The sequence below is a fragment of the Mycobacterium sp. 155 genome, assembly GCF_000373905.1.
In the GTDB taxonomy this organism is placed as follows: domain Bacteria; phylum Actinomycetota; class Actinomycetes; order Mycobacteriales; family Mycobacteriaceae; genus Mycobacterium.
The window spans coordinates 2,864,763-2,881,714 of sequence record NZ_KB892705.1; the positions used below are offsets into that span (position 1 = coordinate 2,864,763).

Sequence of the window (16,952 nt, forward strand, 5' to 3'; positions counted from 1 at the left end):
ATCAGAGCGCCTCGGCAGCGGCACGCCCGGCGGCACGTCCGGAGAAGATGCAGCCGCCCAGGAATGTGCCTTCCAGCGCGTTGTAGCCATGGACGCCGCCGCCACCGAATCCGGCGGCTTCACCCGCGGCGTACAGCCCCGGGATAGGTAGGCCGTCGGTGCCGAACGCGCGTGAAGACAGATCAGTCTGAATGCCACCCAACGTCTTTCGGGTCAGGATATGCAGTTTGACACCGATGAGCGGGCCCGCGGACGGATCGAGGATGCGGTGCGGCGTGGCAACCCGGGCCAGACGGTCACCGAGATAGCGCCGCGCGTTGCGGATGCCTTGCACCTGAGCATCTTTGGCGAACGGATTGGCGAATTGCGAGTCGCGGGACTCGATCTGCGCCCGGATGACTTTCGAGTCCAGCAGCGGTTCATCGGTGAGTGCGTTCATCTTCGCCACGAGCGATTCGAGATCGTCGGCAACGACGAAGTCGGCACCGTGGCGTTTGAACGCCTCGACCGGGCCGGGGGCCGAGCGACTCAACACCCGCTCGCGCAACATCGCAGATCGATCCTTACCGGTGATGTCGGGGTTCTGTTCCGAACCCGACAGCGCGAACTCCTTCTCGATGATCTTCTGGGTCAGGATGAACCAGGAGTGGTCGTAGCGTGTGATGTCAGGGTCGGTGCGCAGATGACGCAAGGTGCCCAGGGTGTCGTAGCCGGGCAGGTATGGCGCCGGCAGCCGCCGGCCGATGGCGTCGAACCACATCGACGACGGGCCGGGCAGGATCCGGATCGCGTGGTCGGGCCAGATCGGATTCCAGTTCTGGATGCCTTCGGTGTAGTGCCACATGCGGTCTCGGTTCACCAGGCGAACGCCGGCGTCGGCGGCGATATCGAGCATGCGGCCGTCGACGTAGGCGGGTACGCCGGTGATCATCGACCGCGGCGGGGTGCCCATGCGCGCCGGCCAGTAGCGGCGGACCATGTCGTGGTTGGCGCCGATCCCGCCCGAGGCGACGACGACAGCTTGCGCGCTCAGTTCGAAATCGCCCACGCCATCGCGGTTTGACGGTGCGCCGCGCGGGGCATCGTCGGGCGCCAGCACCACACCGCGGACACCGGTGACAGAGCCGTCGGTGAACACCAACTCGTCGACCCGGTGCCGGTGGTGGAAGGTGACGAGTCCGTCGCTCGCAGCCGTCAGAGCCGAATTGACAAATGGCTCAACGATTCCCGTGCCAGTCCCCCAGGCGACGTGAAACCGCGGCACCGAGTTGCCGTGGCCGTCGGCACGCAGATCGCCGCGTTCGGCCCAGCCCACGGTCGGTACAAAGGTGATGCCATGCTCGGTGAGGTAGGCGCGTTTCTCGCCGGCGGCGAACTCCACGTAAGCCCGGGCCCATTTGGCCGCCCAGGCGTCTTCGTCGTCGATGCGGTCGAAGGCGGCACTGCCCTGCCAATCGTTCCAGGCCAAGTCGAGCGAGTCCTTGATCCTCATGCGACGCTGCTCGGGGCTGTCGACAAGGAAGACCCCGCCGAACGACCAGAACGCCTGCCCGCCGAGGTTCGCGGCATTTTCTTGATCGACCACGGCGACTTTCTTTCCGCGCCGGGTCAATTCACGTGTGGCTACCAGCCCGGCCAGTCCCCCACCCACCACGATCACATCGGCATCCACGGCAGCACCTCCGGTTAGATTCAATCACCGCCCTGCCGAGCAGACACGAAAGTCCCCGACACGCCGGGCGTGCGGGGACTTCCGTGTCTGCTCGCGCAGAGAAAATTACAGCTCGGTGGCGAGCCGCCAATTACAGCTCGGTGACTGAACCGCCGGCAGCGGTGATGGCCTCACGGGCACTGCCACTGAACTTGTTCGCGGTGACGTCGATCTTGGCGGTCAGCTTGCCGTCGCCGAGAACCTTGACCAGGCTGTTCTTGCGAACCAGGCCCTTGGCCACCAGCTCGTCGACACCGATGGTGCCGCCCTGCGGGAAGGCCTTGTTGATGTCGCCGACGTTGACGACCTCGTAGGAGGTCCGGAAACGGTTCTTGAAGCCCTTGAGCTTCGGCAACCGCATGTGGATCGGCATCTGGCCACCCTCGAACGTCACCGGGACGTTCTTGCGGGCCTTGGTGCCCTTGGTACCGCGACCGGCGGTCTTACCCTTGGAGCCCTCACCACGACCGACGCGGGTCTTGGCGGTCTTCGAGCCCGCAGCCGGCCTCAGGTCATGAAGCTTGATAACGCTCATTTGACTTCCTCCACCTCGACGAGGTGATGCACAACGTTGATGAGGCCACGCGTCTGGGCGTTGTCCTCACGAACCACCGACTGACGGATCTTCTTCAGTCCCAGCGTCCGCAGGCTTTCGCGCTGCTTCCAACGTGCGCCGATGATCCCGCGCACCTGGGTGATCTTGAGCTCTGCCATGGTTATGCCGATCCCTCACGCGCGGCTGCAGCAGCCAGCGCTTCGCTCTCGCGTCGGGCCCGCAGCATGCCGGCCGGCGCAACATCCTCGATGGGCAGACCGCGACGGGCCGCCACCTCTTCCGGACGCTGCAGCAGCTTCAGCGCGGCAACCGTGGCGTGAACCACGTTGATCGCGTTGTCGCTACCCAGCGACTTGGCCAGGATGTCGTGCACCCCAGCGCATTCCAGCACGGCACGAGCCGCGCCGCCGGCGATCACACCGGTACCGGGGCTGGCCGGACGCAGCATGACCACACCGGCAGCTGCCTCGCCCTGCACCGGGTGGGTGATGGTGCCACCGATCAGCGGAACCCGGAAGAAGCCCTTGCGCGCTTCCTCGACACCCTTGGCGATGGCGGCCGGAACTTCCTTGGCCTTGCCGTAGCCAACACCGACCATGCCGTGACCGTCGCCGACGATCACCAGAGCGGTGAAGCTGAATCGGCGGCCACCCTTGACCACCTTGGACACGCGGTTGATCGTGACCACGCGCTCGATGTAGTTGCTCTTCTCACCACGGTCGTCGCCGCGGCCGCGGCCACCACGGTCGTCGCGGCGGCCCCGGCCGTCGCGGTCACCACGACCGCCACGGTTGTCCTGCGCCGAAGCGGCGCCAGCCTGCTCGGCCATTATGCAGTCCTCTCGTTAACAGTCATCAGAATTTCAGCCCACCCTCGCGCGCGGCGTCGGCAAGCGCGGCGATCCGGCCGCCGTAGGTGTAGCCGCCGCGATCGAACACCACAGTGTCGATACCGGCAGCCTTGGCGCGCTCGGCGATCAGCTGACCGACGCGCACGCTGTGCGCCTTCTTGTCGCCTTCGATCGCACGGACGTCAGCCTCGATCGACGAGGCCGCAGCCAGGGTGACACCTTCCAGATCGTTGACGAGCTGGACGTGGATGTGCCGGGCCGACCGGTTGACCACCAGACGCGGGGTCTGGGCGGTGCCGGCGACCTTCTTACGCAGCCGGGCGTGGCGGCGCAGACGAGAGGTACGACGGGACTCAGAGATGTTCTGGCCCACCGGCTTACGCTTTGCGTTTTCTGCGGTAACAGTTTTGGGAGCCATGGTTACTTACCTGTCTTTCCGACCTTGCGGCGGATCTGCTCACCCTCGTAGCGAATGCCCTTGCCCTTGTACGGGTCCGGGCGACGCAGGCGACGGATGACCGCCGAGATCTGGCCGACCTTCTGCTTGTCGATACCCGACACCGAGAACTTCGTGGGCGTCTCCACCGCGAAGGTGATGCCCTCGGGTGCCTCGATCAGCACCGGGTGGCTGTACCCCAGGGCGAACTCCAGGTTCGAGCCCTTGGCCACCACGCGGTAACCAACGCCGAAGATCTCCATCTTGCGGGTGTAGCCCTCGGTCACACCGGTGACCAGGTTGGCGATCAGGGTGCGCGACAGCCCGTGCAGGCTGCGGTTGCGCCGCTCATCATCCGGCCGGGTTACCACGATGGCGCCGTCGTCGTTGCGGGACACCGCAATCGGCTCGGCCACATCCAGGGTCAGCGTGCCCTTGGGGCCCTTGACCGCAACGTTCTGCCCGTCGATCGTGACGTCGACTCCGGTGGGGACCGAAACGGGCTGCTTACCAATACGGGACATGTTCTGCTTCCCCCTACCAGACGTAAGCGAGGACTTCGCCGCCCACGCCCTGTCGTGCTGCCTGGCGGTCGGTGAGCAGGCCCGAGGACGTGGAGATGATCGCCACGCCCAGGCCGCCCAGAACACGCGGCAGATTGGTGGATTTTGCGTAGACCCGCAGACCGGGCTTGCTCACGCGGCGCAGGCCGGCGATGCTGCGCTCACGGCTGGGGCCGTACTTGAGCTGCACCACCAGGGACTTGCCGACGCGGGCGTCCTCAGTGCGGTAATCGGTGATGTAGCCCTCTTTCTTGAGGATCTCGGCGATGTTGGCCTTGATCTTCGAGTGGGGCAGGGTCACCTCGTCGTGGTACGCCGAGTTGGCGTTGCGCAGACGTGTCAGAAAGTCTGCGATCGGATCCGTCATTGTCATGACAGCGTCAATCAACCTCTCCCGCTGCGGTTCCCATACAACGTGCTCGCGTCGGTTCCCAGGTGGATGAGCCGCTTGCGCGAAGATCACATCCACGGGCCTGACACATCGCACGGTGGGCCTACTGCGAAGTGTTTCTTCCGTTCCTGACCGGGTTCGGTCAGGGGTCGCACGTCAGTAGTGGCGCCCGCAGGCATCACATACCGACTCGCCTGGACTAAAGCGACAGGCAACCGGTCAAGTGTAGACAACCGGCAGTTCAGAGCCAAATCAGCCAACTACAGCAGCCAAACGCGATCAGCACCCCGCGGGAGCGCATGGCTCCCGCGGGGTGCTGCCGTCAGTGCGTGGTTACCAGCTGGACTTCTGCACGCCGGGCAGCTCGCCCGCGTGCGCCATCTCGCGCAGGCAGATGCGGCACAGCCCGAACTTGCGGTAGACAGCGTGCGGACGACCGCACTTGTTGCAGCGGGTGTACGCGCGGACCGCGAACTTGGGCTTCTTGTTGGCCTTGTAGACCAGCGCCTTCTTTGCCATGTGCTCAGTTCTCCTTGAAGGGGAAGCCCAGCGCCCGCAGCAGCGCACGGCCTTCGTCGTCGTTGGTCGCCGAGGTGACGACGGTGATGTCCATGCCGCGGGGCCGGTCGATGGAATCCACGTCGATCTCATGGAACATCGACTGCTCGTTCAGACCGAACGTGTAGTTGCCGGTGCCGTCGAACTGCTTGGCTGACAGGCCGCGGAAGTCGCGGATACGGGGCAGCGCGATGGAGATCAGCCGGTCCAGGAACTCCCACATGCGGTCACCACGCAGCGTGACGCGGGCGCCGATGGGCATGCCCTCGCGGAGCTTGAACTGGGCGATGGACTTGCGGGCCTTGCGGACCTCGGGCTTCTGACCGGTGATGAGGGCCAGATCGTTGACAGCGCCGTTGATCAGCTTGGCATCGCGGGCGGCGTCGCCGACGCCCATGTTGACGACGACCTTCACCACGCCGGGGATCTGCATGACGTTGCCGTACTCGAACTGCTGCTGCAGCGACTCGCGGATTTCCTCGCGGTAGCGCTGCTTCAGACGGGGCGGAGTCTTCACGGCATTTTCAGTGGTGGTCATAGTCAGATGTCCTTGCCGTTGCGCTTGGAGACACGAACCTTCTTGCCGCTCTCCTCATCGACGCGGTAGCCGATGCGGGTCGGGTTGCCGTCGGAGTCGACCACCATCACGTTGGACACGTGGATCGGCGCCTCCTGCGTCACGATGCCGCCCGTCGAAGCCCCACGCTCGTTCTGCGACTGCGCAGTGTGCTTCTTGATCCGGTTGACGCCCTCGACGAGAACCTTGTTGCGCTCGGGGTAGGCGACCAGGACCTTGCCCTTGGCGCCCTTGTCCTTGCCGGAGACCACCAGAACGGTGTCGCCCTTGTGGACCTTCATTTACAAAACCTCCGGTGCCAGCGAGACGATCTTCATGAACTTCTTCTCTCGCAGTTCGCGACCGACCGGCCCGAAGATGCGGGTACCGCGGGGGTCGTTGTCGTTCTTGATGATGACTGCGGCGTTCTCATCGAACTTGATGTAGCTGCCGTCTGCGCGACGACGTTCCTTGACGGTGCGCACGACGACGGCCTTCACGACGTCACCACGCTTGACGTTGCCGCCCGGGATGGCGTCCTTGACGGTCGCCACGATGATGTCGCCGATGCCGGCGTAGCGTCGCGACGAGCCACCGAGCACGCGGATGCACAAGATCTCCTTGGCACCCGTGTTGTCGGCGACCTTCAACCGCGATTCCTGCTGAATCACTCGATCTCCTGACCTGGGTTTTTATGCACGCCAGATTCCGACCTGGACGCGCGCGGTCTTTATCATCTATGGATACGCGAGGTTGATCAGAAACAGCAACCAACCACGGTCTACCCGAGACAACCCCTACATAGTAGGTGAGCTCGGGCAATGCACCAAATCGCCGCAGGTAGGCCCCGCCGCAGGCGACACCGGGTCCCGCGAGTGTGAAACGGGTGCGAGTTCCGGGCCGTTTTTTCGCAGAGGATTCACCCTCGCGATACGACGCAACGGAACCCGATATGGGTGGTCGAACTGTCCTGGGACTGCGGAGAGCGCGCCGCCGGCCGGTATCGGTGGCAATACTCGGGGGCGCACAGATGCGAGCCACCTTTGAGGGTCTGGTTGACGCTGGGATCTGCGCCCGCCGGTGGGCAGCACGCGGATTGGGCCGCGCCGGGCCGGTGATGAGCCGAGTACGGCGTCGACGTCCACTCCCACACGTTGCCGATCATGTCGTAGAGCCCGACGTCGTTGGCGGGGAAGGAACCCACCGGTGAGGTGCCGGTCCAGCCCAGGGCGCCGTCGTTGCGGTACGGGAACCGCCCCTGCCAGGTGTTGGCCATCAGCTGCCCGCCGGGCATGACATCGTCGCCCCACGCGTAGACGGTGTCGGCTCCCCCGCGCGCGGCGTACTCCCATTCGGCTTCGGTGGGCAGCCGCCGCCCGGCCCATGTCGCATAGGCCGCGGCGTCGGGATAGGCCACCTGAACGACGGGGTGGTCGGGATGACCGGCATCGCGGTCAGGACCGAACGGATATCGCCAGTTCGCGCCGGGCGCCCAATCCCACCACTGCCGCCAGTCCCGCAGGTTCACCGGACCCGTGGTGGGCCGGAACACCAGCGCCCCAGGTAACAGATCCTGTTCGGCCACACCGGGATACAGCGCTGGATCCAGCGAACGTTCGGCGACGGTCACATATCCGGTGGCGGCGACGAACTCGGAGAACTGCGCATTGGTGACGGGATACTTGTCGATCGCAAACGACCCGACCGTCGCGGTATGCACCGGCGCCTCTTCCGGATAGAAGCGCGTCGAACCCATGCGGAACGCTCCCCCGGGCAGTTCGACCAGTTCGGTGTGCATGCGATCAGGGTAGGTGTGCCGTTTCATCAATCCTTGCAGAAGGCCAAGGCCAGAGCGGCTTCGACGTCTTCGTACGGTTCGCCCGACAGGTCGACGGTGCACCTGGCGATGGTTCCGCCGGTGAAGCCGAACTGCCCACGATAATTCTTCGATACCGCCGAGCCTGTGTTGCGTCCGATGCAGATGCCACCCCCGGCGAGCGCGAACATGCCGGGGTGACTCCGCATATCCGGCAGTTCGGCCACTGCGACGTCGTCGATGAACAACGCCGTGTCGCCCAGCGGCGTGTGACTGTTCTCGACCGTGCCGGTGCGCTGGTACCGCACACCGAAGATGTGTCGTCCCAACGGAATCGGATCCGGCGAGGTCAGCTGCTGCTCAATTTCGCCGAGGAAGTTGTACACATAGTGCAGCCGTCCGTCCGCGACGTACAAGACGTGTCCGCCGTGTGCGCCACCCTGTTTGAACAGCACACCCTGGGCGTCGGGACTGTCGATGGTGAGTTCGACCAGCACCTTGAACGACTGCCCGCGCAGTTCGGCGGTCGCGCCCAAACCGACCTCGGCGGTGCTCGGGTAGTAGGTGTAGGTGGACCTGGCGCCCGCCAGATACGGACGCCACCGCGTCATGGTCTCGAGGATGTTGAGATCGGCCAGAGGCAGACCGTTGTATTTGTCGGCTTCGCTGAACCAGAGCGCCTTGAGTTCTTCGAGTTTGTCCGGCTGCTCGGCGGCCAGGTCGTGGCACTGGCTGCGATCGGATTCGATGTGGAACAGCTCCCAGCGGTCGGCCTCGAAATGGGACCAGCCGGCCGGCGTAGCGGCGTGCACGGTGTTGGCAAACCAGCCCTTGTGCCAGACGCCACGGGTGCCGAGCATCGTGTAGAACTGGGTCTCCTTGCCTGTCGGCGCAGTCGGATTATCCAGCGCCACTTTGAAACTCACCCCGTCCAGCGGCTTCTGCGCAACTCCGCGCACGGTGGCGGGAGGCGTGATCTCCAGCAGGTCGTACACCGTCGGAGTGATGTCGCAAACGTTGACGTAGTTGTCGCGGACCTCGCCGTGCGCGGCAATTCCGTTGGGCCACGAGATGATTGCGGTATCAGCGATGCCACCCTCGTGGGAGGCATACCGCTTGAACAGCTTGTACGGCGTGTTGAACGCCATCGCCCAGCCGATCGGATAGTGATTGTAGGTATCCGGCGAGCCCAGCAGGTCGATGAACCGGAGTCCCTCTTCGGCGGTGTCGATGTAGCCGTTGAAGAACTTCGTCTCGTTGACCGATCCGTTCGGGCCGCCCTCGCCGCTAGCGCCGTTGTCGGAGATCACCACGATGATCGTGTTGTCCAACTGACCGGATTCGTCGAGATAGTCGAGGATGCGCCCGATCTGGGCGTCGGTGTAGGACAGGAACCCGGCGAACACCTCGGCCATCCGGCTGAACAGCCGCTTCTCATCGTCGCTGAGCGTGTCCCACGGTCGCACCGTGTCCTGGAGCGGCCACGGTTCCCCGTTGGGCCCCTTGATATCTGCGTACGGGTTGATCGGCGACAGCTCGGTGTCGGACGGCACGATGCCGAGGCGTTTCTGATTCTCCAGCACGATTTCGCGGTACTGCTCGTAGCCCATGTCGAATCGGCCCGTGTAGTGGTCGGCCCACTCCTTGAACACATGGTGCGGGGCGTGGCCGGCTCCGGGACACAGATAGGTGAACCACGGCTTGTCCGGCGCGATCACCTTGGCGTCCTGGATGAATTCGATGGTCTTGTCGGCGAGATCCTTCGACAGGTGATAGCCCTCCTCGGGCGTGCCCGGCGGATCGACGGGATGGTTGTCGTACACCAGATCCGGGTACCACTGATCGGTCTCGCCGCCCATGAATCCGTAGAACCGTTCGAAACCGCGCGAGCATGGCCAATGCCGTTTGGTGGCAGCGAGGTTTGACTCCTCCAACGGCGTCAGATGCCACTTGCCCACGCAGTAGGTGTTGTAGCCGTTCTCGGTGAGTACCTCCGACAGCAGCGCGGTGTCGAACGGAATCCGCCCGTTGCAGTTGGGGAATCCGTCGGTGAACTCCTCGATGGTGGCCATCCCCACCGTCGTGGCGTTGCGGCCGGTGAGCAGCGAGGCCCGGGTCGGCGAACACAACGCGGTGGTGTGGAACTGCGACAGTCGCACTCCGCGTTCGGCGATGCGGCTCATCGCGGGCATGTCCACCAGTCCGCCGAAGCAGTCCCAGGTCGCAATGCCGGTGTCGTCCCACACCAGATACAGCACGTTGGGCGCGTTCTCAACGGCGGTCGGCGCCGCATACGGCCCCCAGTCCGGCTCGGAGTCCCGGATGTCCAGCTCGATCTTGCCGTTGAACTCGGTAGCCATGGTGAGCCTCGATCCAGGTTTGACGAAAGGCGCCGCTTAGGGCAGTCGCCCGGAGATTACACCCGCATGCTGAAGGTTGCTGGGGAAACTGATGAGGCGGACAACACGCTGTCAGCCTTCAGAGTTGGGCGCCGACGTGCACAATAGCTCACCCGAGCTGGTTCGCTCGTGATTGCCACCCCAGCCCAGCGACGCGACACCCTCCAATTGCGGAGAACATAGCGAGAAGCCGAGTTCGTTTGCAGCACAGTAAGAAACGTCCGCAGTCGTAGCCCACGGATATTGACGTGAGCGGCTTGCCGGTCAGACCCGCAGCAATTGCGGGATCAGCACCCGAGTGTCGGGCACGAAGGGCCAGTCCGGGTCTGCTAGATGGGTGGCCAGCTCACCGTCTGTCCACCACCAGCCGGCGCTGATCTCCTCGGGCTGATGGCGGATCGGACCGTCGGAGCGGGCCTCAAAGGCAAAAAGGTGGCAGCGCATCGGTTTTCCCGCCCATTGCCCGTCCCACGACGTCGATGCCAGCGGTGTCAACGGCACATCGACGATGCCGAGTTCCTCAGCCAGTTCACGGGTCGCGGTCTGTACCGGTGTCTCGCCGGGATCCACGACCCCGCCAGCGAGGCAATCGTGCATCCCGGCAAACACCGCCTTGGTGGTCGTCCGTCGATGCACATAGATCCGGTCGCCATCGGTCGAACGAAGCAGCACTCCTGCACTGCCATGCCACAGCCCCTCGGCATACACCTGCGATCGCAGGGCCGTGCCTGTGACGTTGCCGTCCGCGTCGTACACCGTTACCTGCTCGTCAGCCACCCCCTCACGATAGTGAAGCGGTGACCGAATTCCGTGGTGAGCTGGCCGAAATTCGTGCGGGCCGAACTAAACTTCCCGTTCATGCAGTACACCGGCGGTACCCCGACGCTGGGCCCAGTCCCGTGGTTCCTGGCCACGCCGCCGGCGCCCAACCCGGAGATGGTGGACCGCCCGGCCATCGCCGCGACACTGACGAAGCACGTGACGACACACCGGGCCACCGTGGTGACCGCACCTTCAGGATTCGGCAAAACGGTGTCCGTGACGCAATGGGCCACTGCCCGCCGTGAGGAGGTGCCCGGTTCGGTTTCGTGGCTGACCCTGACCGATCGGGTGGCCGACAGTGGTGATCTGCTGCGCGGCGTGATCACGGCATTGCAGGAGGCCGCCCACGACCGCGGCGACGCCGCGATGCACCGGAGGCTGACCGCAGCTTTCGACTCGGTCTCGGCAACGACGACGATCGCGGCGATCGCGCCGTCGGAGAGCCCCGATCCGATCACCGTGGTGATCGACGATTTCCAGCACTCCCGGTACGCGGCTGACGGCGCAGATTTCGCAAACTTCGTCGAGCATGCGCCACCATGGCTGCGTCTGATCCTGATCACCACCGGCGCACTAGATCCCGCGCTGACCCGGTTGATGATGCACGGACATCTCGCACAGATCGGGCGGGAAGAACTTGCCATGACCGCCGACGACATCATCGAGGCTGCCGCCAACCTGGATCGGCCCGTCAGTCCTGATCAAGCCGAGGCCATCTTGACGACGACCGCCGGATGGCCTGCCGCAGTACGCCTGATGCTGGTCAGTCGGCTCGAAACGCAACTGCTCAGCTCGGAATCGGACATGACCGACTACATTCGCTCCGTTGTGCTAAGGCGGATGCGGCCCGAACTCGGCGACTTCGTACTCAGCACAACTGTTTCCACGCGGCTCGATGACCACCTCGCTCGTGTCCTGTCCGAGCGGACGCACGTGGCCGACTTGATCAGCGAGTGCACCGGATCCGGACTGTTCATCGAACGGTTCGGTTCCGGCGAAGGGGCCGTCTACCGCTGGCACTCGATGTTCGCCCGGCATTGCCAGGCAATCCTGCAGAACAACGACCCGGACCGGTGGCTGCGGCTCAACGCTCTGGCCGCCGATGCGCTGGCGCAGAGCTACCCGTTGCAAGCGGTGGACCACGCCATCCGCGCGGAAGCTGCCGGACTCGCCGTCGGCATCATCACGGACCACTGGCTCGAACTTCTGCTGCAATCACGCACCGAAACGCTCGACCGCGCCTGCACCGAGGTGGCCGGCGCGTTCGGCGAGAAGCCCGAGCTGCTGATGATCCGGGCATGTTGCCGTGACCTCGCCGGTGACACCCTTACCGCCAAACTGCTGCTCGGCCGGGCCGGCGCCCATAATCTGGACGAAACCGCCTCCCGGCGAATGGCATTCATCGCCGACATATCGCAGGTTTTGATATCGGCCGACCACGACACCATGGTGGCCGCGGCCGAGCGGGCCGAGGCTGCGCTCGTCGACCGGACCATCGCGCCGCCCACCGTGTACGCCTGCGCACTGTTCGTTCTCGGTTGGGCACACTCGCGGCTGCGCCACGGATCCCAGGGCACGGTACTGCTCGAATCGGCCATCCACGAGTGTCGAGCGCAGGGGCTGCACGAATTGGTCGAACGCAGCCGCACCAGCCTCGCATTCGCCATGGTCGGAGGCGGTGAGTTCGACCGTGCGATGCGGTTCCTGAATGACGGCGGACAGAATACTCACCACGATTCCGATTCCGATTCCGATTCCGATTCCGATCCGCATCTGTGGCTCTCCCACGATGGCGGCGGCATCGAACAGTTCACCGAAGGCTTCGTACGCTTCTGGCGTGGCGATCTGGAGCCGGCACGCGACGACTTCCTGGCGATGGATCAGACGATCGGGTCAGGGTACCCGGATGTAGGACGAATGATGTTGGCGCTCACCGTGGCTACGCTGGGCGATCACAAGCTGATCGACATCGCCGGGGATGCGGTCGACCGCATCCCCGACGCCGACAGCCACGGAGTGCCTTGGACCAGTTACAAATTGACGAGCCGTGCCAGGCTGGCCGAGATGCGCGGTGCCCGTGCCGAGGCCCTGGCGATGACAACACAACTCGAGGGTAGAAAGTACCTGCCGATGATGTTTGCGATCGCGTCGGGCATCTGCCGCCGGTTGGGTGACACACCGCTGGCCCGGCGACTTGCCGGCGTGGCAACCGACTCCGAGGCACAGCCCTACAGCCGATCCTACGGACATCTCGTTCTCGCGCTGCTGGATTGGGAGTCGGGCCGCGGCGTGCAGGCGCACCACAACCTCGAAAAGTGCCTGACCGCAGCCGCTCCGGAACAGGTGCGCTACCCGTTCATCGACCATGCGGACCCGGCATGCCTCGAGCTGTTGTCCTCGCACGCTTCGGAGACGGCGTACGGCACCTTCCTCGACGAGTGCGTCACGCTCTGCGAGCGCGCCGCCGTCCGCCAGACACCACCACCCGAACGATCGCTGACCGTGCGGGAGCGAGAAGTGTTGGCATTTCTGCGGACACCGTTGACCGCGGACGACATTGCCGCCCGCCTCGGCGTGTCGGTGAACACGATCAAGACGCACCAGCGCGCCATCTACCGCAAGTTGGGGGTGGCGAACCGTCGCGAAGCGGTCCAGATCGCCCGCACGTGATCGCACCCGGTGCGCCCGACGCACGGCCTGTGGCACCGGCCCGAATTGAGCACATACCGCTCTCATCCTTTTCGGGTGATGCAGTCGCTGGGCGACAAAACTAGTGTTTCGATTCAGACGCCGAAGTGCGCGTCCACCCACGACCGTCCGGTGAGCGGTATCCGGCACCGGATCACATAGCTAGGCTGCATCACCAATCGCACTACCCGACAACGGATTACCGAACGAAAGGTGCGCCACATGGTCGCTGAGTTCACCGGCGTGATCAACATGGACGTACGGGATTCCAAAGAGGATTGGGGCCCGTTCGCGCCGCCGCAGGCCCGAGACGGCGCACCGAATGTGCTGTACGTGGTGTGGGACGACACCGGCATCGGCGCGTGGGACACCTTCGGAGGCTTGATCGAGATGCCGACGTTGAACCGGATAGCCGAACGAGGTCTGCGGTACTCCAACTGGCACACCACGGCGCTGTGCTCACCTACCCGCTCATCCCTGCTCACCGGCCGCAACGCGCACATGAACGGAATGGCGTGCATCGTAGAGGGTGCGTCCGGATATCCCGGTCAGTCCGCGGTCATCCCGCCCGAATCAGGAACTGTGGCAGAAGTGCTGCGAAACAACGGATACAGCACTTACTGCGTCGGCAAGTGGCACCTCACCCCAGAGAACGAGTCGAACATGGGCGCGTCGCGGCGCACCTGGCCGCTAGGTCGCGGATTCGAGCGCTACTACGGCTTCCTCGGCGGGGAGAGCAACCAGTGGTTCCCCGATCTCGTCTACGACAACCACACTGTCGACCAGCCCTACCTTCCGGACGACGGCTACCACCTGTCCAAGGACCTGGTGGACCGCTCGATCGAATTTATCCGTGACGGCCAACAGGTGAATCCCGACAAGCCCTGGCTCATGTACTTGGCGTTCGGCGCCAACCATGCGCCGCACCACTCACCCAAGGAGTGGATCGACAAGTACCGGGGTGTGTTCGACGAGGGCTACGAGGTGTACCGCGAGAAGACCCTCGAACGGATGAAGCAGTTGGGTGTTGTGCCCGCGGACACCGAGATGGCCCCGATCAACCCGTGGCCGGCACCCGAGGTGATCGCCGAGATCGACTTGGTGCGGCCATGGGACGAACTCAACGACGACGAGAAAAAGCTGTTCTCCAGGATGGCCGAGGTATACGCGGGCTTCTCCAGCTACACCGACCACGAACTCGGCCGGCTGATCGACTACCTGGAACAGACGGACCAGCTGGACAACACCGTCATCGTCGTCGTCTCCGACAACGGTGCCAGCGGCGAAGGCAGCCCCAACGGTTCGGTCAACGAGAACAAGTTCTTCAACAACTGGCCGGATGACCTCAAGGAGAACCTGGAGAAACTCGACCTGCTCGGCGGGCCCGACACCTACAACCACTACCCCACCGGGTGGGCCGTGGCGTTCAACACCCCGTACAAGATGTTCAAGCGTTACACACTGGAAGGCGGCATCGCGGACCCGTTGATCGTGTCATGGCCGGTCGAGACAGCCGCGGTCGGTGGACAGTTCCGCGACCAGTATCACCATGCGGTCGACATCGTGCCCACCGTGTACGACTGCGCTCAGATCACCCCACCGGATGCGATCAACGGCATCACCCAGTACCCCATCCAAGGCGTGTCGATGCGGTACAGCTTCGACCAATCCGATGCCGAAAGCACCCGCACCACACAGTATTACGAGATGCTCGGCACCCGGGCGCTCTACCACGACGGCTGGAAGATCGTCGCCCGCCACGGCGCCCTGTCGGGCGTCGGAAAATTCGGCACCGATACCTGGGAGCTGTACCACACCGAGACCGACCGGGCCGAAATGCACGATGTCGCCACAGATCACCCGGACAAGGTCGCCGAGATGGTCGGCATGTGGTTTGCCATCGCCGGCCGCAACAACGTATTTCCGCTCGATGACCGCACCGCACGCGAACGGCTGACCCTGGAGCGACCCAGCGCCAGCGCACACCGAACCGAGTTCACCTACTACCCGGGGACCGCCGACATTCCCGAGGGTGTGGCGCCGAACATCCGCAATCGTTCGTTCAAGGTCCGCGCCGACATCGACATCGCAGCCGACCCAGCCTCCGGCGTGCTGGTCGCCCAGGGCAGCCGGTTCGGCGGCTACTCGCTGTTCCTCAAGGACAGCCGCCCCCACTACGCCTACAACTTCCTGGGCATCAACGAGACCCTGATATCCGGCGAACAACCGCTGACACCTGGGCAGCATTCGATCGTCGCCGAATTCATCAAAGATTCGGAGGATCCGCCCGGTGTCGCCAACGGCACCCTGCACCTCTCCGTCGACGGCACCGAGGTCGGCAGCGGTGCACTACGTACGCAGCCCGGAAAATTCAGCCTCGCCGGCGAAGGTCTTGCCGTCGGACGCGATACCGCGGACCCGGTCAGCAAGGAGTACGCGGCGGAATTCACGCTGACGGGTATCGCCATCGACCACGTCACCATCACGCTGCAGGGCGATCACTACGTCAACGAAGACATTGAAGCGCACGCAATGCTGGCCCGGGAATAGCATCTGGAATCCACATGCAGTGAACTACCTTGAGGGCGAGCAGACACAAAAAGTGCCCCAAATCTTCGGATTTGGGGCACTTTTTGTGTCTGCTCGCGCAGAGAAATTACTTGGCGCGTTCCAGCACCTCGACCAGCCGCCACCGCTTGGTGGCCGACAGCGGCCGAGTCTCCATCAGCGACACGCGGTCGCCGATGCCGGCATCGCCGTTCTCGTCGTGCGCCTTGACCTTCTTGGTGGTGCGGATGATCTTGCCGTAGAGCGGGTGGCTCTTACGATCTTCCAGCTCGACCACGATGGTCTTCTGCATCTTGTCGCTGACCACGTAGCCGATGGCGGTCTTGCGACGGCCGCGGGGCTTCTCGGTGGCCGGCGTGTGCTTAGGGCCCTTAGTTTCTGCCATCTTTACGATTCCTCACCACTGGGCCCGGAAGCCAGGCCCAACTCACGTTCACGCAGCACGGTGTAAAGCCGTGCAATCTCCTGGCGTACGACGCGCAGCCGCCGATTGTTCGCGAGCTGCCCGGTCGCCATCTGGAAGCGCAGGTTGAACAGCTCTTCCTTGGACTCGCGGAGCTTGTCCTTCAACTCGTCGTCGGTCAGTTCGCGCAGTTCACCAGGCGAAGTTCCCACTGCCATCAGAACTGCTCCTCTCGACTCACGATGCGTGCCTTGATCGGCAACTTGTGGATTGCACGGGTCAGCGCTTCCTTGGCGATCTTCTCATCGGGATAGCTGATCTCGAACAGCACGCGGCCAGGCTTGACGTTGGCGACCCACCACTCCGGCGAACCCTTACCGGAACCCATGCGGGTTTCGGCGGGCTTCTTGGTCAGCGGGCGGTCCGGGAAGATGTTGATCCACACCTTGCCGCCACGTTTGATGTGCCGGTTGATGGCGATACGAGCGGACTCGATCTGCCGGTTGGTGATGTAGGCGTGTTCCAGCGCCTGGATGCCATAGTCGCCGAAGCTCACCGACGTGCCGCCGCTGGCGATGCCACGCTGCTCGGGGTGATGTTGCTTGCGGTGCTTGACCTTACGGGGAATCAGCATG

19 protein-coding genes are annotated in these 16,952 nt (G+C 64.1%); 2 read left to right on the top strand and 17 right to left on the bottom strand.

Translation table 11 applies throughout. The features are described from left to right. Position 1: 1 nt before the first annotated feature. The 14 genes from B133_RS0113635 to B133_RS0113700 form a co-directional block, all read right to left on the bottom strand. Positions 2-1,672 (bottom strand): FAD-binding dehydrogenase, encoded by a 1,671-nt coding sequence (locus B133_RS0113635; protein ID WP_018601817.1) that lies wholly within the window; start codon positions 1,670-1,672, stop codon positions 2-4. 130 nt (positions 1,673-1,802) lie between these two features. Continuing rightward, the gene (gene rplO, locus B133_RS0113640) at positions 1,803-2,246 is read right to left on the bottom strand and encodes a 50S ribosomal protein L15 (RefSeq protein WP_018601818.1); all 444 of its coding nucleotides are present in this window, start codon (positions 2,244-2,246) and stop codon (positions 1,803-1,805) included. Beyond that, positions 2,243-2,425 (bottom strand): 50S ribosomal protein L30, encoded by a 183-nt coding sequence (gene rpmD / locus B133_RS0113645; RefSeq protein WP_018601819.1) that lies wholly within the window; start codon positions 2,423-2,425, stop codon positions 2,243-2,245. The genes rplO and rpmD overlap by 4 nt, the downstream gene beginning before the upstream one ends. 2 nt (positions 2,426-2,427) lie before the next feature. After that, positions 2,428-3,096 (bottom strand): 30S ribosomal protein S5, encoded by a 669-nt coding sequence (rpsE, locus tag B133_RS0113650; protein WP_018601820.1) that lies wholly within the window; start codon positions 3,094-3,096, stop codon positions 2,428-2,430. Positions 3,097-3,121: 25 nt separating this feature from the next. Then, positions 3,122-3,535 carry a 50S ribosomal protein L18 gene (rplR, locus tag B133_RS0113655; RefSeq protein ID WP_026256405.1) on the bottom strand — a complete coding sequence of 138 codons (414 nt, stop codon included), beginning with the start codon at positions 3,533-3,535 and terminating at the stop codon, positions 3,122-3,124. Between the two features lie 2 nt (positions 3,536-3,537). After that, entirely contained in the window at positions 3,538-4,077 is a 540-nt protein-coding gene (gene rplF, locus B133_RS0113660) for a 50S ribosomal protein L6 (protein ID WP_018601822.1), read from the bottom strand. A gap of 13 nt (positions 4,078-4,090) precedes the next feature. Continuing rightward, positions 4,091-4,489, bottom strand: a complete 399-nt coding sequence (gene rpsH, locus B133_RS0113665; RefSeq protein ID WP_018601823.1) for a 30S ribosomal protein S8 — start codon at positions 4,487-4,489, stop codon at positions 4,091-4,093. 351 nt (positions 4,490-4,840) lie between these two features. After that, the gene (locus tag B133_RS0113670; protein WP_018601824.1) at positions 4,841-5,026 is read right to left on the bottom strand and encodes a type Z 30S ribosomal protein S14; all 186 of its coding nucleotides are present in this window, start codon (positions 5,024-5,026) and stop codon (positions 4,841-4,843) included. A gap of 4 nt (positions 5,027-5,030) precedes the next feature. Then, positions 5,031-5,603, bottom strand: a complete 573-nt coding sequence (rplE, locus tag B133_RS0113675; RefSeq protein WP_018601825.1) for a 50S ribosomal protein L5 — start codon at positions 5,601-5,603, stop codon at positions 5,031-5,033. A gap of 2 nt (positions 5,604-5,605) precedes the next feature. Beyond that, the gene (gene rplX, locus B133_RS0113680) at positions 5,606-5,923 is read right to left on the bottom strand and encodes a 50S ribosomal protein L24 (protein WP_018601826.1); all 318 of its coding nucleotides are present in this window, start codon (positions 5,921-5,923) and stop codon (positions 5,606-5,608) included. Then, entirely contained in the window at positions 5,924-6,292 is a 369-nt protein-coding gene (gene rplN, locus B133_RS0113685) for a 50S ribosomal protein L14 (RefSeq protein WP_018601827.1), read from the bottom strand. Positions 6,293-6,540: 248 nt separating this feature from the next. Further along, positions 6,541-7,419, bottom strand: coding sequence for a formylglycine-generating enzyme family protein (locus tag B133_RS0113690; protein WP_026256406.1), 879 nt, complete (start codon positions 7,417-7,419; stop codon positions 6,541-6,543). A 26-nt stretch (positions 7,420-7,445) separates the two neighbouring features. Next, positions 7,446-9,797: an arylsulfatase gene (locus tag B133_RS0113695; protein ID WP_018601829.1), complete on the bottom strand. Its 2,352-nt coding sequence runs from the start codon at positions 9,795-9,797 to the stop codon at positions 7,446-7,448. A 303-nt stretch (positions 9,798-10,100) separates the two neighbouring features. Continuing rightward, entirely contained in the window at positions 10,101-10,613 is a 513-nt protein-coding gene (locus B133_RS0113700) for an NUDIX domain-containing protein (RefSeq protein ID WP_018601830.1), read from the bottom strand. A 36-nt stretch (positions 10,614-10,649) separates the two neighbouring features. Between B133_RS0113700 and B133_RS22800 the strand changes: the two genes are divergently transcribed. Both B133_RS22800 and B133_RS0113710 read left to right on the top strand, forming a co-directional pair. Then, positions 10,650-13,328: a LuxR C-terminal-related transcriptional regulator gene (locus B133_RS22800; protein ID WP_157625871.1), complete on the top strand. Its 2,679-nt coding sequence runs from the start codon at positions 10,650-10,652 to the stop codon at positions 13,326-13,328. A 240-nt stretch (positions 13,329-13,568) separates the two neighbouring features. Next, positions 13,569-15,896, top strand: a complete 2,328-nt coding sequence (locus B133_RS0113710; protein WP_018601832.1) for an arylsulfatase — start codon at positions 13,569-13,571, stop codon at positions 15,894-15,896. Between the two features lie 106 nt (positions 15,897-16,002). Here the strand turns inward: B133_RS0113710 and rpsQ are convergent, their stop codons facing one another. Genes rpsQ through rplP form a run of 3 tightly spaced genes read right to left on the bottom strand, consistent with a single transcriptional unit; the run spans position 16,003 to position 16,951 of the window. After that, entirely contained in the window at positions 16,003-16,299 is a 297-nt protein-coding gene (gene rpsQ / locus B133_RS0113715; RefSeq protein ID WP_018601833.1) for a 30S ribosomal protein S17, read from the bottom strand. Positions 16,300-16,301: 2 nt separating this feature from the next. Beyond that, positions 16,302-16,535, bottom strand: coding sequence for a 50S ribosomal protein L29 (rpmC, locus tag B133_RS0113720; protein WP_019972298.1), 234 nt, complete (start codon positions 16,533-16,535; stop codon positions 16,302-16,304). Continuing rightward, complete coding sequence (rplP, locus tag B133_RS0113725; protein ID WP_018601835.1) at positions 16,535-16,951, bottom strand: 50S ribosomal protein L16; 417 nt, start codon at positions 16,949-16,951, stop codon at positions 16,535-16,537. Before rplP ends, rpmC begins: the two co-directional genes overlap by 1 nt. Between the last annotated feature and the right edge of the window lies 1 nt (position 16,952).

What these genes read in the sequence shown, in the direction of transcription:
- B133_RS0113690 (WP_026256406.1), bottom strand. Translation starts at nt 7,419, where the DNA reads ATGCACACCGAACTGGTCGAACTGCCCGGGGGAGCGTTCCGCATGGGT.
- rplF (WP_018601822.1), bottom strand. Translation starts at nt 4,077, where the DNA reads ATGTCCCGTATTGGTAAGCAGCCCGTTTCGGTCCCCACCGGAGTCGAC.
- rplO (WP_018601818.1), bottom strand. Translation starts at nt 2,246, where the DNA reads ATGAGCGTTATCAAGCTTCATGACCTGAGGCCGGCTGCGGGCTCGAAG.
- rpsE (WP_018601820.1), bottom strand. Translation starts at nt 3,096, where the DNA reads ATGGCCGAGCAGGCTGGCGCCGCTTCGGCGCAGGACAACCGTGGCGGT.
- B133_RS0113710 (WP_018601832.1), top strand. Translation starts at nt 13,569, where the DNA reads ATGGTCGCTGAGTTCACCGGCGTGATCAACATGGACGTACGGGATTCC.
- B133_RS0113670 (WP_018601824.1), bottom strand. Translation starts at nt 5,026, where the DNA reads ATGGCAAAGAAGGCGCTGGTCTACAAGGCCAACAAGAAGCCCAAGTTC.
- rplP (WP_018601835.1), bottom strand. Translation starts at nt 16,951, where the DNA reads ATGCTGATTCCCCGTAAGGTCAAGCACCGCAAGCAACATCACCCCGAG.
- rplR (WP_026256405.1), bottom strand. Translation starts at nt 3,535, where the DNA reads ATGGCTCCCAAAACTGTTACCGCAGAAAACGCAAAGCGTAAGCCGGTG.
- rpsH (WP_018601823.1), bottom strand. Translation starts at nt 4,489, where the DNA reads ATGACAATGACGGATCCGATCGCAGACTTTCTGACACGTCTGCGCAAC.
- rplX (WP_018601826.1), bottom strand. Translation starts at nt 5,923, where the DNA reads ATGAAGGTCCACAAGGGCGACACCGTTCTGGTGGTCTCCGGCAAGGAC.
- rpmC (WP_019972298.1), bottom strand. Translation starts at nt 16,535, where the DNA reads ATGGCAGTGGGAACTTCGCCTGGTGAACTGCGCGAACTGACCGACGAC.
- rpmD (WP_018601819.1), bottom strand. Translation starts at nt 2,425, where the DNA reads ATGGCAGAGCTCAAGATCACCCAGGTGCGCGGGATCATCGGCGCACGT.
- B133_RS0113695 (WP_018601829.1), bottom strand. Translation starts at nt 9,797, where the DNA reads ATGGCTACCGAGTTCAACGGCAAGATCGAGCTGGACATCCGGGACTCC.
- rpsQ (WP_018601833.1), bottom strand. Translation starts at nt 16,299, where the DNA reads ATGGCAGAAACTAAGGGCCCTAAGCACACGCCGGCCACCGAGAAGCCC.
- rplE (WP_018601825.1), bottom strand. Translation starts at nt 5,603, where the DNA reads ATGACCACCACTGAAAATGCCGTGAAGACTCCGCCCCGTCTGAAGCAG.